This window comes from Pseudomonas sp. JDS08PS003 (assembly GCF_045013505.1).
GTDB lineage: Bacteria > Pseudomonadota > Gammaproteobacteria > Pseudomonadales > Pseudomonadaceae > Aquipseudomonas > Aquipseudomonas protegens_B.
Window position 1 is genome coordinate 3,747,814 of the sequence record NZ_CP120724.1, and the last position, 15,560, is coordinate 3,763,373.

Below are 15,560 nucleotides of genomic sequence, written 5' to 3' on the forward strand. Positions count from 1 at the left end.
CCGGTGGATATGGAAAGACCCTTCTCATCGCCTGCAATCGAGGTGCCGGCGCCTGCTCGCATCGACCGGCGCAACGATCCGTTCCGGCGCAAGGTCCAGGCCGCCATCGAGCTGCAACAGCACGGCTGGATCAGTGGCCGCGACGGCGGGCGGCCCTGGACCCTGTCGCGCAGCAAGCGCCTGACCTCGGCGCTGCTGGCGGCCACGCTGCTGGTGCTGCTGTCGCCGGTGCTGTTGACGATCGCATTGTTGATCAAGCTCACCAGCCCCGGGCCGGTGTTCTTCGTGCAGCTGCGCACCGGTTTTCGTGGTCGGCGCTTCGGCATGTACAAGTTCCGCACCATGGTGGTCAACGCCGAAGCCTTGAAGGACTCGGTGCGCCACCTGAACAAGCACGGCCCGGATTCGGTGGATTTCAAGATCGATCGCGACCCGCGGATCACCGGCATCGGTGGCTTCCTGCGGCGCACCAGCCTCGACGAGTTGCCGAACCTGATCAACGTGGTGCTCGGCCAGATGCGCATCGTCGGCCCGCGCCCCACCTCGTTCCACGCCCAGACCTACAAGGAACACCACCTCGGCCGCCTGAGCATCTACCCCGGGATCACCGGCCTGTGGCAAGTGTCCGGACGCAGCGACGTGGACTTCGACGGTCGGGTCACCCTCGACATGACCTACATCTTCCAGCAGAGCCCCTGGCTCGACCTGAAGATCCTGATCAAAACCCCTTTCAAGGTCCTCAATGGCCATGGAGCAAGTTGAAATGGCGGCAGCAACCTTTGCCAGTCTGAAGATCCAGCGTCCCAGCGAAAGCAACCTGGCGGTGACCGTGCTCGACAAAGAACTGCGGGTGATCCTGCTGACGGCGGCCAACCGCAACAGCGGCATCACCAGCAGCAGCTTGAGCATGGCCAGTGAACTGGCCCGCACCAGCCGCGGCCGGGTACTGCTGGTGGACACCAGCCTTTCGGACAACAGCCTGACCCGGCGCCTGAACCTTGGCGAGCGTCCGGGCTTTCTCGATCTGGCCCTGGCCGAAACCCCGCCGCTCCTGGCGGCGTGCATCGAAAGTAGCGATGAACTGGGCTTCGATTTGCTGCCCCTGGGCCGTCGCCAGCAATACGCCGAGCGCCTGACCCCGGAACTGCTGCAGGAACTGTTGCAGGAACTGGCCTCGGACTATCGCTTCGTGATCATCGACGGCGACCCGGTGTACAGCAGCGGCGACATCCTCACCCTGAGCACCCAGGTGGACGGTGTGGTGCTGGTGGTGCGCAGCGAGGAAACCCGCTGGGAAGTGGCCCAGGCTGCGGCGCAGCGCTTGATCCAGGCCGAGGCGAAGCTGATCGGCAGCGTGTTCAACGCCCGCAAGTACTACATGCCCAAGTGGGTTTATGACCGTCTCTGACCGGCACAAGGACCGTGTAACCATGAACAAGCCAAGACTTTCCCTGCTGGGCCTGTCGTTGCTGGCGGCCCTCGGCGGCTGCGTCAACCGTGAGCCGCAGCAGATGCCGGTGCAGATCCTCAGTGCCCCGGCCGATCAGGCCCAGCTCACCGAAGTCATGCCCATCGAACAGGTGCTGCGCCCGCAGGACGTGCTGGACGTGATCTTCCATATCGGCACCACCAGCCAGCAACGCTACCTCGTACAGCCCGGCGATCAGGTGGACGTGAGCTTCCTCACCGCCCCGGAACTGGGGGGCAGCAAGCTGGTCCTGCCCGACGGCAGCATCGACATGCCCTACGTGGGCAACATCCAGGTCGCCGGGCTGTCCGCCGAACAGGCGCGCCAGGCCCTGGAAACCCAGTACGCCAAGGTCCTGAAGAAGCCGCAGATCACCTTCTCGATCTCCCATGCCATGGCCCAGCTGGACAACCTGCGCACCAGCCTGACCAACCCGGCCACCGGCCTGAGCCGGGAGATCGTGGTGGGTTCCGATGGCCGCGCCAGCTTCCCGCTGTTGGGCAGCCTGTCCTTGCAGGGCAAGAGCCTGAGCGAGCTGCAGACCCTGATCAACCAGCGCTATGCCAAGGAAGTGGGACAGGTGAGCGTCGATGTGCTGCTCAAGACCACCGCCGCCAACGAAGTGTTCGTCATGGGCGAAGTCGGCCAGCCCGGGGCCTACCCGATCCGCCGGCCGATCTCGGTGCTCGAAGCCCTGACCCTGGCCAAGGGCGCTGGCCCCACCGCGCGCCTGGACTCGGTGGTGATCATGCGGCGCAAGGGCAATCAGGTCGAAGCCCGGGTCTATGACGCCGATGCAGCGCTGGATGGCAAGGCCCTGCAGTTCGCCTACCTGCAACCGGACGACATGCTCTACGTGCCCAAGACCCGCCTGGCCAAGGCCGGCGCCCTGAGCAAGCAGCTGGCGGACGTGATCATGTTCCAGGGTGTCGGGTTCAGCTTCGGCTACCGCGTCGACAACAAAGAAACGAACAACAACTGAGTTCCCTCTTGATGACCAAGATCGAAAACTACCTGCACGAGTTCCTGCTCGTGTTCTTTGTCAATCGACGCCTGATCAAGCGGGTGTTCCTGGGTTTCGCCCTGATTGCGCTGTTGCTGCCGCTGGTGCTCAAGCAGAGCTTCGAGATCACCGCCGAAGTCATTGTGCAGTCCAAGAAACTGTCCCAGACCGACGCCAATACCGTGCTCACCCCGGACAGCGACAAGTTCATCCCGCCATCCCTGGCGGACATGGAGACCGAGAGCAATATCCTGCGCTCGCCGACTCTGATCCGCGACACCATCGACCAGCTGCGCCGCGAAGGCCAGTTCGGTGGCAGCGAAGGCCTGCTGACCAGGCTGATCGTCAAGCCGATCCGCAACGGCCTGATCGATCCGCTGCGCAACCATGTGATCAACCCGGTGCGCGGCTTCTTCGGCCTGGCCGTGGACCCGGTGCGCGACACCAGCCTGGATGCCTTCACCGACCAGGCGGTCAAGGACCTGAAGATCGGCACCCTGCCCGGCTCCAACGTGATCTCCATCGTCTACGCCAGCCCCAATGCCGCCGAAGGCACGCGCTTCGTCGAGCGCCTGCTGGCCAACTACCTGAAGAGCCGCCAGGACCTGCAATCCAACGAACTGCCCGAAGCCTTCTACGAACAGAAGAAGGCCCAGTACCAGTCGCGCCTGGATGACCTGGAAGGCAAGCGTCAGGCCCTGCTGGAAGCCGCTCATGCCTCCGACCCCAAGGAAGAGATCACCTTCCGTCTCAATGCCATCAACACCGAGGAACAGTCCCTCAACGGCTACCGCGACCAGGCCCTGGAGAACCAGCGTCGCCTGGATTACCTGCAGAAGAACCTGAGCGCCGCACGCAAGGCCGGCATCACCGACTACACCTTCCCCTTCGCCTTCGCCAACACCGTGGACAACGTTGCTTACGAAGACCGCGAGATCAAGCAACTGGGCGAGCAACTGACCAATCTGGTCAGCCAGTACGGCACCACCGCCGACACCTATCGCTCCGACAGCGTGCCCATGCAGCAGCAGCGCGAGCAGATCGTGCGGGCCCGGGCGCAGTTCCTCAAGGTGGTGGAAAACCGTGTTCGCGAGCGCAGCAGCGACCTGCAGATCACCCAGTCGGTGATCGCGCAGAAAACCGCGCGGATCAACGACTACAAGGCCCGGGTTCGCGACCTGCAGGAAGTGCTGAGCAAGCTGCGCCAGCTGGACACCGAGATCGATGCCTTGCACAAAGCCTTCTTCACCTACACCCAGCGTTACGAAGAGAGCCGCGGCGAGCGCCTGATCAGTGGCGAGCTGTCCAACGCCCGGGTGCTCAGCCAGCCTTACGAACCCAGCGAAGCGGCCTTTCCCAAGCCGATGCTGATCATTCCCCTGGGCCTGCTCACCGGCCTGCTTTTGGCGATTGCCCTGGGGTATGTCTACGAGTTCTTCGATCACCGCTTCAAGCACCCGGCCCAGGTCAGCGATCACCTCGGCCTGCCAGTGCTGATGGTGCTCAACGCGGTTGAAGAGCAGCAGGTCAACCCCTATCCACGCTGGACCTGGCGCTGGGCCTGGTATTGGGCCAAACAGTGAACGACCTGAGCCTGGCCGCGCGGCCTATCGTGCACCTGATCCACAGCGGCGGCTTCTATGGCGCCGAACGCATGCTGCTGGATCATTGCCGGATCACTCCGGGGCAGCACCGGGTGGTGTTCATCAACGCCCCGCAAGCCTTGTTGCAGCGGTTCATCGAGGCCGGCGTGCCGAGCCACAACTGCCACTGCCTGAAGGCGCTGCTGGCCCATCTGCGGCAGCAGCCCGGCCTGCTCAACGCCCACAACTTCAAGGCCCAGGTGTTTGCCTGGGTCTGTGCCCGGCGTCTGCAACTGCCCCTGGTGGTGACCCAGCACGGCTTCACGCCGCGCAGCCTGAAACAGAAGCTCTACACCTGGATCAGCCTGCGCCTGTGCCGCAGCCCTCAGGTGCGCCGGGTGGCCTGTGTGGCCCAGAGCATTGCCCAGTTGCACCTGCAAGCCGGCGTGGCCGAAGACAAGCTGCGGGTCATTCCCAACGGCCTGCCGGAGCCCAGGCTGGTGCTGCCGGTCAATCAGGATGGGCCTCCGCTGCGGGAGGCCGAAGTGCGCCGCGACGAAATGGCGCCACTGGTGGGCTTCGTCGGACGCCTGAGTGCGGAAAAGGGCCCGGACCTGTTTCTCGACGCACTGATCAGCCTGTGCCGGCAGCGCCCTGCGCTCAAGGCGGTGTTGCTCGGTGACGGCGAACAGAACCAGGCCCTGCGCCAACGCATCGACGCCGCCGGGCTGTCGCTGCGCATTCTGTTGCCCGGTTACCAGCAAGACATGCAGCCCTGGCTCAAGCGCCTCAATGTACTGGTGCTCAGTTCGCGCACCGAAGGCACGCCGATGATCCTGCTCGAAGCCATGCAGGCCGGCACCCCGGTGGTGGCTTTTGCCGTGGGGGGCATTCCCGATGTCCTGCAACACCGGCAGAACGGCTTGCTGGCCAAGCCCCTGGACAGCGTCGATCTGGAGCGGCGCATCGGCCAATTGCTGGATGACCCGGCACTGGCCGAGGAACTGGCCCAAGCCGCCCGCGTCACCCAGCGCAAGCACTATCACCTGCCCACCCTGGCCCGAAGCTGGGATGAGCTGTATCGCCTGGCCAGGGAGAGCATCCCGGTATGATCGCCGCCCCTTTTCTCGGCCTCTTCCTGGGTCTTGCCAGCCTGCTGCTACTTGCCAGCCCCTGGCCGTTTCTGGCGCCGCTGGTGGTGGTCGGGCTGGTGGGCCTGGCCCTGCTCTATCGCCGCCCGAGCTGGGGCCTGCTGGGCATCTGCGCCCTGGTGCCTTTCGAGGGCCTGTTCAAGGACAGCGCGTTCTCCGGGGCCAAGCTGCTGGGGGCCTCTCTGATCCTGATCATGCTGTTCAAGCTGCTGTTGCGGCAGATCCCCGACACCCGCCTGCGCAGCAACCTGTGGCGGGCCCTGGGACCATTCCTGCTGTGCCTGCTGCTGAGCCTGATGTACAGCGAGAACCTGATGGTGTCCCTGGACAGCCTGCGGGAACTGGCGGTGGGCCTGGTGCTGTTCTTCGTCACCTTGCTGATCGCCCGGGAAACCAACCTGCTGATGCTCTGCCGCCTGTTGGCGGTCAGCGTGGCCATCACCTGTGTGATCGCGCTGATCTCCGCCAAGTACCAGGTAGGCGGCCGGGCCATCGGCCTGCTGCAGGACGCCAACTACTTCGCCCTGCTGATCGCCATGGCGGTACCGCCGGCGATCCTCCTCGCCCTGCGCTCGCCCTACTGGCCAGTGCGGCTGTTCTGGGTCGGCATCAGTCTGACCCTGATGGCCGGGATGACCAAGACCGACTCGCGCTCCGGTCTGTTGGTGGTGCTGTTCACCCTGGTCATCGGCGCCTGGCACTACCGCGACCGGCTCAAGGGCCTGCGGCCCAAGCACCTGGGGTTCGCCATGTTCGCCGTGGCGATCGTCGTGCCCCTGGGCATCGCCGTGCTGCCGGCGGACTACGTGGCGCGGATTCAGTCCCTGAGCATGCTCAAGTCCGGCGCGCATTCGGCGGACACCTCCCTGGGCCGACGTACCTCCTACCTGGTGGTGGGCGGCCAGATGATCCGCGAGAACCCACTGCTGGGCTCGGGCCTGGGCACCTTCCCGATCCACTACGCGCAGACCGGCTTCGCCAGCAGCTTCTCGGAAAACATGAACGAGCCCGACCTGTTCCGCCGGGCCCACAACACCTACCTGGAGCTGTTCAGCGAACTGGGCATTCCCGGCGGCCTGAGCTTCGTGGTGCTGATGCTCATGGGCCTGCGCAACTTCGAGCGGGCACGCCAGGCGTTCCTCGCCCGGGGCGCTCGAGAACAGGCGGATATCGCCACCCACCTGGGCCTGAGCCTGTTGGCCATGGCGGTGTTCCTGCTGTTTCTCAGCGCGCCGAACCACAAGTACCTGTGGATCTTCCTGGCCCTGTCCAGCGTGCTGCGGCTCGAGGCCGAAGCCGCGCCAGCGCCAGCGCCCGCCCCATAAATGCAAATCTGGCCAAGGGAGGCAAAGATGCAAAGGATCAGCGTGATCGTGCCCATGTACAACGAGGCGCGTCACATCACCCGGACCCTGGACAGCGTGATCCTCGCGGCCCGGGTTGCGGCCATCGACTACGAGTTGATCGTGGTGGACAACGGTTCCACCGACCAGGGGCCGCAACGGGCCCGAGAGCTGGGGGCGCGGGTGTTGCTGTGCCCGGGCCTGGGCATCGGGGCCTTGCGCAATCGCGGCGCTGGCGTGGCCACCGGCGATTGCCTGGCGTTTCTCGACGCCGACATCGAGGTGCCCGGCAACTGGTTGCAACTCTGGCAACAGACCCTGGCGGATAACCGCGCCGAGGTCTTTGCCCTGGACTGTGCCGCCCCGGACTGCGCGCCCTGGTACGCCCGGGCCTGGCAGCGCCGCAGCCTCGCCGGCAGTCGGCAGGCGCGCCTGCTGCACTGGATGCCGACCCCCAACCTGTGCCTGAAACGGGTCTGGTTCGAGCGGGTCGGCGGCTTCGACGAGCACCTGCGCACCGGTGAAGACAAGGACTTCGGTCTGCGTCTGCACGCTGCCGGCGCCCGCCAGTTGAGCCTGTCTGAGCCCCAGGTGCTGCATTGGGGCTTCGAAGGCAGTTGGGGCGAATGGGCCGGCAAGGAGCGCTGGCGCCAGGGCAGCCATCTGCAGTTGCTCCAGCGGGGTGGCCTCAACCTGCGTCTGTTGCGCTTTCCCCTGCTGTGCCTGGCCTGCGCCTTGCTGAGCCTGCTGGCGTTGTTCGGCCTGCTGCTGGGCCAGCCGGGCGGCGCCGCGCTGTGCCTGCTGCTGGGTTCCCTGGCGCCTCTGGTCCTGGCCTTGCGCCAGGGCTTGCGCCAGCGCGATCCGCTGTTTGTCCTGCAACTCTGGCTGCTGCACTGGGTGCGCCTGCACCTGGGCGCCGTGGCCCTGGTTCAGGGTCTGTTCAACCGTTCTGTCGTGAGACCTGACCGTGGCTAAAACAATTTTCTGGCTGTGCCTGTTACTGCCCTTCTATGCCTGGATCGGTTATCCCGTACTGCTGGCCCTGCTCAGCCTGTTCGTGCGGCCGCGTCCGCTGCAAGCGGGCGAGCCGCTGTCGGTCAGCGTGATCATCGCCGCCCACAACGAAGGCCCGCACATCGAGCACAAGCTGCGCACCTTGCTGCAACAGGACTACCCGGCCACGGACCTGCAGATCATCCTCGCCAGCGACGGCTCCAGCGACGACACCGTGGCCACCGCCCTGGCGGTGCGTGACTCGCGGGTGCTGGTCCTGGACCTGCCGCGGGTGGGCAAGGCCGGAGCCCTGAACGCCGCGGTGGAACTGGCACGCAACGACATCCTGGTGTTCACCGACGCCGACAACCAATGGTCCGGCGACACCCTGGGCAAGCTCCTGGCGCCCCTGGCCGATCCACAGGTCGGCGCCTGCGGCGGGCACATGATCATCCCCAACCCGGGGCACAACCTGAGCCTGGGCGACAGCCTGTACCGGCACTACGAAGCCTGGTTGCGCCAGGCCGAGAACCGCACCGGCTGCATGGTCTCCGCCGACGGCGCGCTGCTGGCCCTGCGCCGGGAGCTGTTCCAGCGGATTCCTGCCGAGGTCAACGATGACTTTTTCATCAGCACCTGCGCCCCGGTGGCGGGCAAACGCATCGTCTATGTGGAGGAGGCTCAGGTCCTGGATCAGGGCGTGGACGAAGCCGGCAAGCAGTATCGGCGGCGCCTGCGGGTCACGGTCGGCGGCCTGCAGAGTCTGGCTCAGCGCCGCGAGCTGATGAACCCCTTGCGCCACGGTGCCTACGCCATTGCCCTGATCAGCCACAAGCTGATCCGCCGCCTGGCCCCGGTGCTGTTGCTGCCGTTGCTGCTGTGCAATCTGTGGCTGTGGAACGCCGGCGCCTTCTACAGCCTGGGCCTGGCGGCCCAACTGCTGGGTTACGCGGCCGGCGTGCTGGGGCTGCTGGACAGTCGTGGGCGCCTGCCCAAGGTATTTCGTCTCGCCGGCTTCGTGCTGGTGACCCTGGCCGGCATGAGCATGGGCCTCTGGCAATTTCTCCGCGGGCAGCGCTACGCCCTGTGGAACCCACAACAGAACCGCTGACATGGCCATCAAACAATCCTTCAAGCGCCTGCTGGGCAGCGCCTATCTGCACAGCCTCGGCCGTGTCCGCCTGAGCGAAGCCGGAGTGGTGCTGATGCTGCACCGGGTGCTGGCGGATTCCGCGGCCGCCAGCCTGCCCCATCGAGCGCCGCTGTGTATCGGCCAGGAGCATTTCCAACACCTGCTGCGCTGGCTGCGCCGGCACTTCGACTGCGTGCCCTTGCAGCACCTGCTGGAGTTCCCCGGTGGCGACCGGCCCCGGGTGGCCCTGACCTTCGACGATGGCTGGCGCGACAACGCCGAAGTCGCCTATCCCCTGCTGGAGCGCTACGAGATGCCGGCGAGCATCTTCCTGTCCACGGACTTCATCGGCAGTCGCCAGGGCTTCTGGTGGGAGTCCATCGGCGAAACCCTGTGGCAACAGGTCGACAGCGCCGCAGCCCAACCGCTATTGGCACAGTTGCGGGCCTTGGCGCTGGCACCGCCACCGGAGCTGTTGCAGCCCGGGACCGGTCACGCTCGCAGCCGCGCCCTCGGGGGCTATCTGCAACACCTCAAAGGCCTGTCGCCCCAGACCCTGCAAGCCCTGGCCGACAGTTGCCCCGACGACACCGCGCCCCACAGCCTGGACTGGGCCCAGGTCCAGCGCCTGGAGCGCTCGGCACTGGTGCGCTTTGGACCCCATGGCGCCAGCCACGGCATTCTCACCCGGCTCGACGGCGCCGCGTTGCAGGCCGATCTGCAACGCTCTCACCACGCGTTGCAGGAACACTGTGAGGCGCCGCTGGGGGTCTATTGCTACCCCAACGGCGATCACAATCCCGAGGTCCGCGCCGCGGTGGCCGAACTGGGTTATCGCTATGCCCTGGGTACCCGTCCGGGCCTGATCGAGGCCGATGGCAATCCGCACCTGGCCCTGCCGCGCATCGATGTCAGCCACGCCAGCGCCGGCCGCCCCGGGCTGCTGGCCTGGCGCCTGCTCCAGGGAGCCCGGGCATGAAGCGCGGCAGCTACCTCTGGCACTTGGCCCTGAGCATGGGCACCCGACTGGCGATGATCGGCCTGCGCCTGCTGCGCAACGTCTTGCTGGCGCGTCTCCTGGGCCCGGCCGATCGCGGCCTGTTCGCCCTGCTCAGCACCCTGCCGGACCTGATTGCGGCCCTGACCAGCGGCGGCCTCAACACCGCCGTCGGCTATGAGGCTGCGCGCCAGCGGCCCATGGGCCTGCTGCTGACCCAAGTGCTGGTCTATGGCTGCCTGCTGGCAAGCCTGCTGACCCTGGCGGGCCTGACCCTGATGAACACCCTGGGCAGCCAGTGGGACCTGAGTCTGCAATTGGGGGACCTGGCCTGGCTGTTACTGCTGGCGGTGCCGATCACCGTACTCAAGAGCGGCCTGTTGACCCTGCACAACGCCGACGGCCGGGTCGAGGCCTTCAATGCCTTGCGCCTGCTGGAATCCCTGGTGCCGCTGCTGCTGTTCGTCGGCCTGTGGTGGATCTGGCGCGACCAGCCGCTGTCGGCGGCGCTGGTCAGTTGGCTGGGGGGCACCCTGCTGGTGGTGATAGTGGGCTGGTGCTGGATGCGGCGCTGGCATGACCTGCGCCTGCGCTGGCAGGCCGGGGAGCAACGCCAACTGCTGCGTTATAGCGCCCAGAGCCATCCCGGGGTGCTGTCCCAGCAATTGATGCTGCGCTCGGACTACCTGTTCATCGGCGCCCTGCTGGACCCGGCCGCCCTGGGCTGGTACGCCATGGCCAGCGCCGCCGCCGAACTGCTGCTGATCATCCCGGAAGCGGTGACCACCCCCTTGATGAAACGCCTGCTGCAACAGGGCTCCGGCATCGAGCAACTGACCGCCCTGGCCCTGCGCCTGACCGCCACGGTGATGCTGGGGGCCTGCCTGGGCATGGCGCTGATCGGCCAATGGCTGATCGTCACCCTGTTCGGCGCCGCCTACGCCCCGGCCTACGGCGCTCTGCTGGCCCTGCTGCCGGGCCTGTTCGGCCTGTGCTACGCCAGCATCCTGCGCCTGGACCTGCTGGGTAAACAGCGCCCCGGCAGCCTGTCACTGCTGCTGGCTGGGGGCGCACTGCTGAACCTGATCCTCAATGCCGTATTGATTGGGCCACTGGGCATAGTCGGTGCAGGCCTGGCCTCGTCGATTGCCTACCTGGCGGTGAGCCTGGTGATGCTCGGCCTGTACTGCCACCTCAGCGGCGTGGCCTGGTATCGCACCCTGATCCTGCTGCCTGGAGACATTGTCTACGTGCGCCATTTGCTGCGCCCTAAGGAAACGGCCTGATGAAACCCTGTTCCCTGCTCGCCCTGATGCTGATCGCGGCGGCCTCATCCCTGCACGCAGCCCCCATGCAATGGGGGGATATCCGCGACGGCAGCCTGTATCTGCAAGCCGATAGCGCCGACACCCTGCAACTGCGCTGGAGCCCGGCCTGGCAAAGCGACGCCAACCAGGAGCAGTTGTACCTGCTGCAACCGAACGGGCAGTTGCTGCAACAGCTGGAGATCCGCGCCGACCAGCCTTACGGCCAGCGGGAGATCCAACTGCCCGCCGCCCGCGGCGACTATCGCCTGCAGGTGCCGGGCTACAGCTTTCGCAACTTCAAGGTCGGCCATGACAGCTCGACCCTGGCCCAGTTCGAGCCGGCCAAGGTGCATTTCAGTGCCGATGTGCCCAGCGGCGTCGAGCTGTACTTTCACGTGGCCGCTGGCGAGCAGGCGCTGCTGGCGGGCAAATACTACGGCGGCGTCAGCGTGCTGCAAGCCACGCGCCTGGGCGACGGCCAGCAGGTGCGCCTGAAGCTGGTGGAGCACGCGCAATACGGGCAGTTCGACCAGGCCGCCCTGCCGGTGGCCCAGCAGGACGAAGTCTGGCGCCTGTCCCTGGGCGGCTCCGGCAAGGTGGCGTTCTGGCTCGATGGCACCGCCAACCTGTTCGCCCAGGACCTGCGCCAGCTGCACCCGCTGCAATGGACCCCGGCCCGGGTCGAGATGCGCCTCAAGCCTGAAGTGCGAGGCCCCAGCCCGCACCTGGGGATCGCCCTGCCCTATGCCGAGCCACCGTCGTCAACCTTCGAACTGCTACGAGCCCTGGGCCCACGGGCCGCCAACTTCTACAGCTTCGTCGATGTGATCAAGCAAGAACCCCAGCGGGAAATCACCTTTCGCCGGCTGTACCGCGAACACTTCAAGATCGACCGCGACATCACCTTGCTGGCTGGCACCGGGCGCCGGGCAGTGCTGGACGCCGACAGCACCAGCTTCGCCGGACTCGACGCCTGGCTGGCGGACAGCGTGCAGTTGGGCAGCCAGGGTCTGCATTACCTGGCCTTTGCCGACGAACCCAACCTCAACTACCCCAGCTACGCGGTGTTTGCCGACTATTTTGCGCGGATGCTGGAGCACACCAAGGCCAACCCCGATGCCCGCGCAGCCGGGGTGCGCATCGCCATGCCGGTGAGTTCGCGGCTGCTGGACGGCCCCTTCCGCATCGGCGCCGGACAACGTCGGGGCATCGACTGGGCGCGGCAATTGCTGGCCGAACACGGTGCCGACATCGATGCGCTGGCCTGGCACGAATGGATGGTCCGCGACCTGCTGGCCACCCGTCGCTATCGCACCAGCGTGCGTGCCGCCGCCGATCTGGTGGGGCTCGATGAGCAGGGCCGGCCACGCAAAGCGCTGTTGCTGAGCCAGACCAACATCTCCAGCGGCCCGGACCTGAGCCCCTATCAGCAGGACACGCACTACGCCGCCCTGTGGTGGGCCTCGGTGGTGATCAACGCCTCCCAGGATGGCCTGCTGGACATGCTCAACTGGTTCCAGGCCGCCGACGAACCCGAATACCCCAAGGGCATGCTGTCCCAGCAGGATGCCCAGCGCTTCAGCCTGAAGCCGGTGGCCGTGGCTCAGCAGTTCATCCAGCAGCATTGGCTGGGTGAGGTCCAGGCCCTGGACAACTCCTCCTTTGAAGTGGATGCCCTGGCCCTGCGGGACGGTCAGCGCCACAGCCTGCTGGGGGTGGCCAAGACGCCCCGTACTCAAGACGTCGAGCTGGGCGACGCCAGCGCCCTCTGCCAATCGAACCCCACCCTCGAACTGCTGGGCCCCGAAGGCCGCAGCCGTCACACCACGCTGCACTGCAGCGATGGCCGGGCCAGCTTCCAACTGCCCGGTGAAACCTTGTTTGCCTTGACCTGGAAAACCCTATGAGTCGCTTGACCGGCCTGTTGGCCAAAATCCGCCGCAAGGGCCTGCGGGGCAGCCTGCGGGTCTTTTCTGAACGCTTCTTCTATTACCACTGGGAGCTGCTGACCCTGGAACGCTCACTGAGCTTGCCGGTGCCCTGCCCCATCAACCCCGGCCGCTGGCCCCAGGTGCGCATCACCCGGGAGCTGCTGCCGGCCTTCGACAAGTACTTCAAGGCCCAGCTGCCGGCCATTCGCGGTCTGCTGGACAAGGGCAACCGCGGCAGCGCGCACCTGGACCCGGACGGCAACGTGATGATGATGGTCTGGGTCAGTGAGCGCGATTACTACGACGATCAGCTGTACCGCTGCTGGATGCGCATGCCGCCGGGCTGCCTGTACCAGTTCGCCGGTGAATGCGCGCCGCCGTTTCGCGGCTCGGGGGTGGTGATCCTGGCGCAGAAGATGCTCTGGGACGAGTACCGCGAGCGGGGCTTCAAAGCCACCCGGGCCCTGGTCAATGTGCGCAACGAGCCGGCGCTGAAGATGCACATGCGCCTGGGTTTCCAGGAAGTCGGCGAATCCCTGCACGTCTATTGCCTGCTGCGCTGCCTGCATTTCCACCGACGTCGCCCCTATCACCAGACGCGCCTGCATCACCTGCGCCGGGGCCGCCTGGCCGAATCAGCGGTCCCGGCCACTCAAACAGACAAGGAGCGGATGTGAAGCTGCGTTGGCAATGGTGCACCAGCCTGAGTGCCCAGGACTTCCCCGTGGAGGCTTATGAACAGCTGCGACAAACAGTCGAACAGGCCACGCCGTTCAATCGTTTGAGCTGGCTGCGGGGCGCCGAACAGGCACTGCAGAATCAGCAGTTGCAGATTCTGCTGGGCTGGCAGGAACAGCGCCTGCTGCTGTGCCTGCCACTGATCCGCGGCCGCGAGCCCAGGGCCGGGCTGAACCTGCAGGTGGTGCGCCACCTGGGCCATCCCTTGAGCGACCGCCTGGCGCTGCTGGTGGACGCACAAGCACAAGGCGCCATGCCCGAAGTCCTGCGGGAAATCCGCAGACAACTGCCCCATGACCTGCTGCAACTCCATGAACTGGTGGATGCCGCCCCCCTGCTGGCGTCCTGGCGCCGGGCAAGCGGGTACAGCGATCAGTCCCTGAGCTGCCGCGCGCCAGAACACCTGATCGTCCCCAGCGACCACGAGGAAGCCAGCGGCACCTTGCGTTACGAGCTGCGCCGGGCGAGGAAACGCTGCGCCCAAATCGACGCCCGGGTGATCCGCGTGGCGCCCCAGGCCGATGGCATCGACGCGGTACTGGACATGCTCCGCGGGGTGGAACAGGCCAGCTGGAAAGGTGCCGAAGGCCTGGGGATCTTCTCGGGAGCACAACGCCAACAATGGATGCACACGGCGTTGCACGGCCTGGCTGCCGAGGGTTGTGTGCGGGTGGTGATGCTGGAACACCAGGGCCGCTGCATCAGCTATCGCCTGGGCCTGCTGGAACGGGGTCGCCTGTATGACTACAACATCGCCTTCCTCACCGACTACGCCAACCTGGGCAGTGGCCGCCTGCTGCTGGACGAATGGATTCGCTGGGGCCTGGAGGAAGGCTGGCAGTGGGTGGATGCCTCCCGGGTCAGCCTCAGCCGCTCCAGCCATCAGTTGCATGAACGCATGAGCGGCGTGGTGGAGCACCAGCGCTGGAGCTTCTACTCCTGGCGCCCTCGGGGCCTGCTGGCCGGTATGGCCGAGCGCCTCTGGCAGCAGCTCAAACCTCGTCTCAAGGCCTGGCGCGAACGCCGCCAGGCCACCACCGCACAAGGGGCTCGCCCATGAAACAAACCCTGGCTGTCACCCGACCGCACCGGGTCATCGTCAACGCCGACGACTTCGGCCTCGACCTGGACTACAACCAACTGACCCTGCGTGCCTTCAAGCGCGGGGTGATCAGTTCCGCCACCCTGATGGCCAACATGCCGGCCTTTGAGGATGCCTGCCGCCTCACCCACGAGCACGCCCTGCTAGGACGCATAGGCCTGCATTTCAACCTCACCTACGGTGCGCCCCTGAGTCAGGGCATCCGCAGCGAAGCGCTGTTCTGCAATGCCCAGGGGCAGTTCGACCTGAACCTGCCGCGCTCCGTCCTGCACCTGCCGTCGGCAGCCGCCGATGCCGTCTGGCAAGAGCTGGCGGCGCAATGGCAGCGCTGTGTCGACCAGGGCCTGCGGCCCAGTCACATCGACTCCCACCAGCACGTGCACAATCTGTGGCCGGTGGCGGCCATCGTTGCCCGCTTCGCCGCCCGCCAAGGAGTGCCTGTGCGCCTGGCGCGCAATGTCGGCGGCAATATCGGCCCCCTCAAGCGCCTGTTCAAAAGTGCATTGAACCGACGCATTGGCTGGCTCACCGGACGCCGGGTGAACGCGGTGTGCACGCCCAAGGATCTGCTGGACGGCTTTCTCCCCACGGGGGTGGTCGAAGTGGTGGCTCACCCGACGCAGCTGGCCGACGGAGATTTTGGCGACGATTACCTGCCCCCGGGACAATCCCTGGAGCAACTGTTGAACCGCACCTTGCCCAGCCATCAGCGGATTGCCTACAGCGAGCTGTGAACTCCGCTGTAGGCGGGAGGTTATTTTCAGAAAATTAATTAGCTCCCTACCTAATTTAATCAACCGTTAATCCTGCGG

Annotated in this window: 14 protein-coding genes; all 14 read left to right on the plus strand. The window is 66.0% G+C overall.

The features are described 5' to 3' along the window. The first annotated feature begins 9 nt into the window (after nucleotides 1-9). The 14 genes from P7C00_RS16720 to P7C00_RS16785 are packed head-to-tail and all read left to right on the plus strand — an operon-like array spanning nucleotide 10 to nucleotide 15,482. Nucleotides 10-762, plus strand: a complete 753-nt coding sequence (locus P7C00_RS16720; protein ID WP_404940022.1) for a sugar transferase — start codon at nucleotides 10-12, stop codon at nucleotides 760-762. A 1-nt stretch (nucleotide 763) separates the two neighbouring features. Beyond that, nucleotides 764-1,408 carry a CpsD/CapB family tyrosine-protein kinase gene (locus P7C00_RS16725; RefSeq protein ID WP_346634429.1) on the plus strand — a complete coding sequence of 215 codons (645 nt, stop codon included), beginning with the start codon at nucleotides 764-766 and terminating at the stop codon, nucleotides 1,406-1,408. A 22-nt stretch (nucleotides 1,409-1,430) separates the two neighbouring features. Beyond that, nucleotides 1,431-2,450, plus strand: coding sequence for a polysaccharide biosynthesis/export family protein (locus P7C00_RS16730; protein ID WP_346634409.1), 1,020 nt, complete (start codon nucleotides 1,431-1,433; stop codon nucleotides 2,448-2,450). 11 nt (nucleotides 2,451-2,461) lie between these two features. Beyond that, complete coding sequence (locus P7C00_RS16735; protein WP_346634408.1) at nucleotides 2,462-4,054, plus strand: lipopolysaccharide biosynthesis protein; 1,593 nt, start codon at nucleotides 2,462-2,464, stop codon at nucleotides 4,052-4,054. Beyond that, complete coding sequence (locus tag P7C00_RS16740) at nucleotides 4,039-5,166, plus strand: glycosyltransferase family 4 protein (RefSeq protein ID WP_404936894.1); 1,128 nt, start codon at nucleotides 4,039-4,041, stop codon at nucleotides 5,164-5,166. Before P7C00_RS16735 ends, P7C00_RS16740 begins: the two co-directional genes overlap by 16 nt. Continuing rightward, nucleotides 5,163-6,530: an O-antigen ligase family protein gene (locus P7C00_RS16745; RefSeq protein ID WP_404936895.1), complete on the plus strand. Its 1,368-nt coding sequence runs from the start codon at nucleotides 5,163-5,165 to the stop codon at nucleotides 6,528-6,530. Before P7C00_RS16740 ends, P7C00_RS16745 begins: the two co-directional genes overlap by 4 nt. A 27-nt stretch (nucleotides 6,531-6,557) precedes the next feature. After that, the gene (locus P7C00_RS16750) at nucleotides 6,558-7,523 is read left to right on the plus strand and encodes a glycosyltransferase family 2 protein (protein WP_346634405.1); all 966 of its coding nucleotides are present in this window, start codon (nucleotides 6,558-6,560) and stop codon (nucleotides 7,521-7,523) included. After that, nucleotides 7,516-8,652, plus strand: coding sequence for a glycosyltransferase (locus P7C00_RS16755; RefSeq protein WP_346634404.1), 1,137 nt, complete (start codon nucleotides 7,516-7,518; stop codon nucleotides 8,650-8,652). The genes P7C00_RS16750 and P7C00_RS16755 overlap by 8 nt, the downstream gene beginning before the upstream one ends. Before the next feature lies 1 nt (nucleotide 8,653). Then, on the plus strand, nucleotides 8,654-9,652 hold the full coding sequence (locus P7C00_RS16760; RefSeq protein WP_404936896.1) for a polysaccharide deacetylase family protein: 999 nt from the start codon (nucleotides 8,654-8,656) through the stop codon (nucleotides 9,650-9,652). Then, complete coding sequence (locus P7C00_RS16765; protein ID WP_346634402.1) at nucleotides 9,649-10,956, plus strand: oligosaccharide flippase family protein; 1,308 nt, start codon at nucleotides 9,649-9,651, stop codon at nucleotides 10,954-10,956. The genes P7C00_RS16760 and P7C00_RS16765 overlap by 4 nt, the downstream gene beginning before the upstream one ends. Then, complete coding sequence (locus P7C00_RS16770) at nucleotides 10,956-12,884, plus strand: hypothetical protein (RefSeq protein WP_404936897.1); 1,929 nt, start codon at nucleotides 10,956-10,958, stop codon at nucleotides 12,882-12,884. The genes P7C00_RS16765 and P7C00_RS16770 overlap by 1 nt, the downstream gene beginning before the upstream one ends. Further along, on the plus strand, nucleotides 12,881-13,585 hold the full coding sequence (locus P7C00_RS16775; RefSeq protein ID WP_346634400.1) for an N-acetyltransferase: 705 nt from the start codon (nucleotides 12,881-12,883) through the stop codon (nucleotides 13,583-13,585). The genes P7C00_RS16770 and P7C00_RS16775 overlap by 4 nt, the downstream gene beginning before the upstream one ends. Next, nucleotides 13,582-14,706 (plus strand): GNAT family N-acetyltransferase, encoded by a 1,125-nt coding sequence (locus tag P7C00_RS16780; RefSeq protein WP_404936898.1) that lies wholly within the window; start codon nucleotides 13,582-13,584, stop codon nucleotides 14,704-14,706. The genes P7C00_RS16775 and P7C00_RS16780 overlap by 4 nt, the downstream gene beginning before the upstream one ends. Next, nucleotides 14,703-15,482: a ChbG/HpnK family deacetylase gene (locus P7C00_RS16785; RefSeq protein ID WP_404936899.1), complete on the plus strand. Its 780-nt coding sequence runs from the start codon at nucleotides 14,703-14,705 to the stop codon at nucleotides 15,480-15,482. The genes P7C00_RS16780 and P7C00_RS16785 overlap by 4 nt, the downstream gene beginning before the upstream one ends. Nucleotides 15,483-15,560 lie beyond the last annotated feature (78 nt).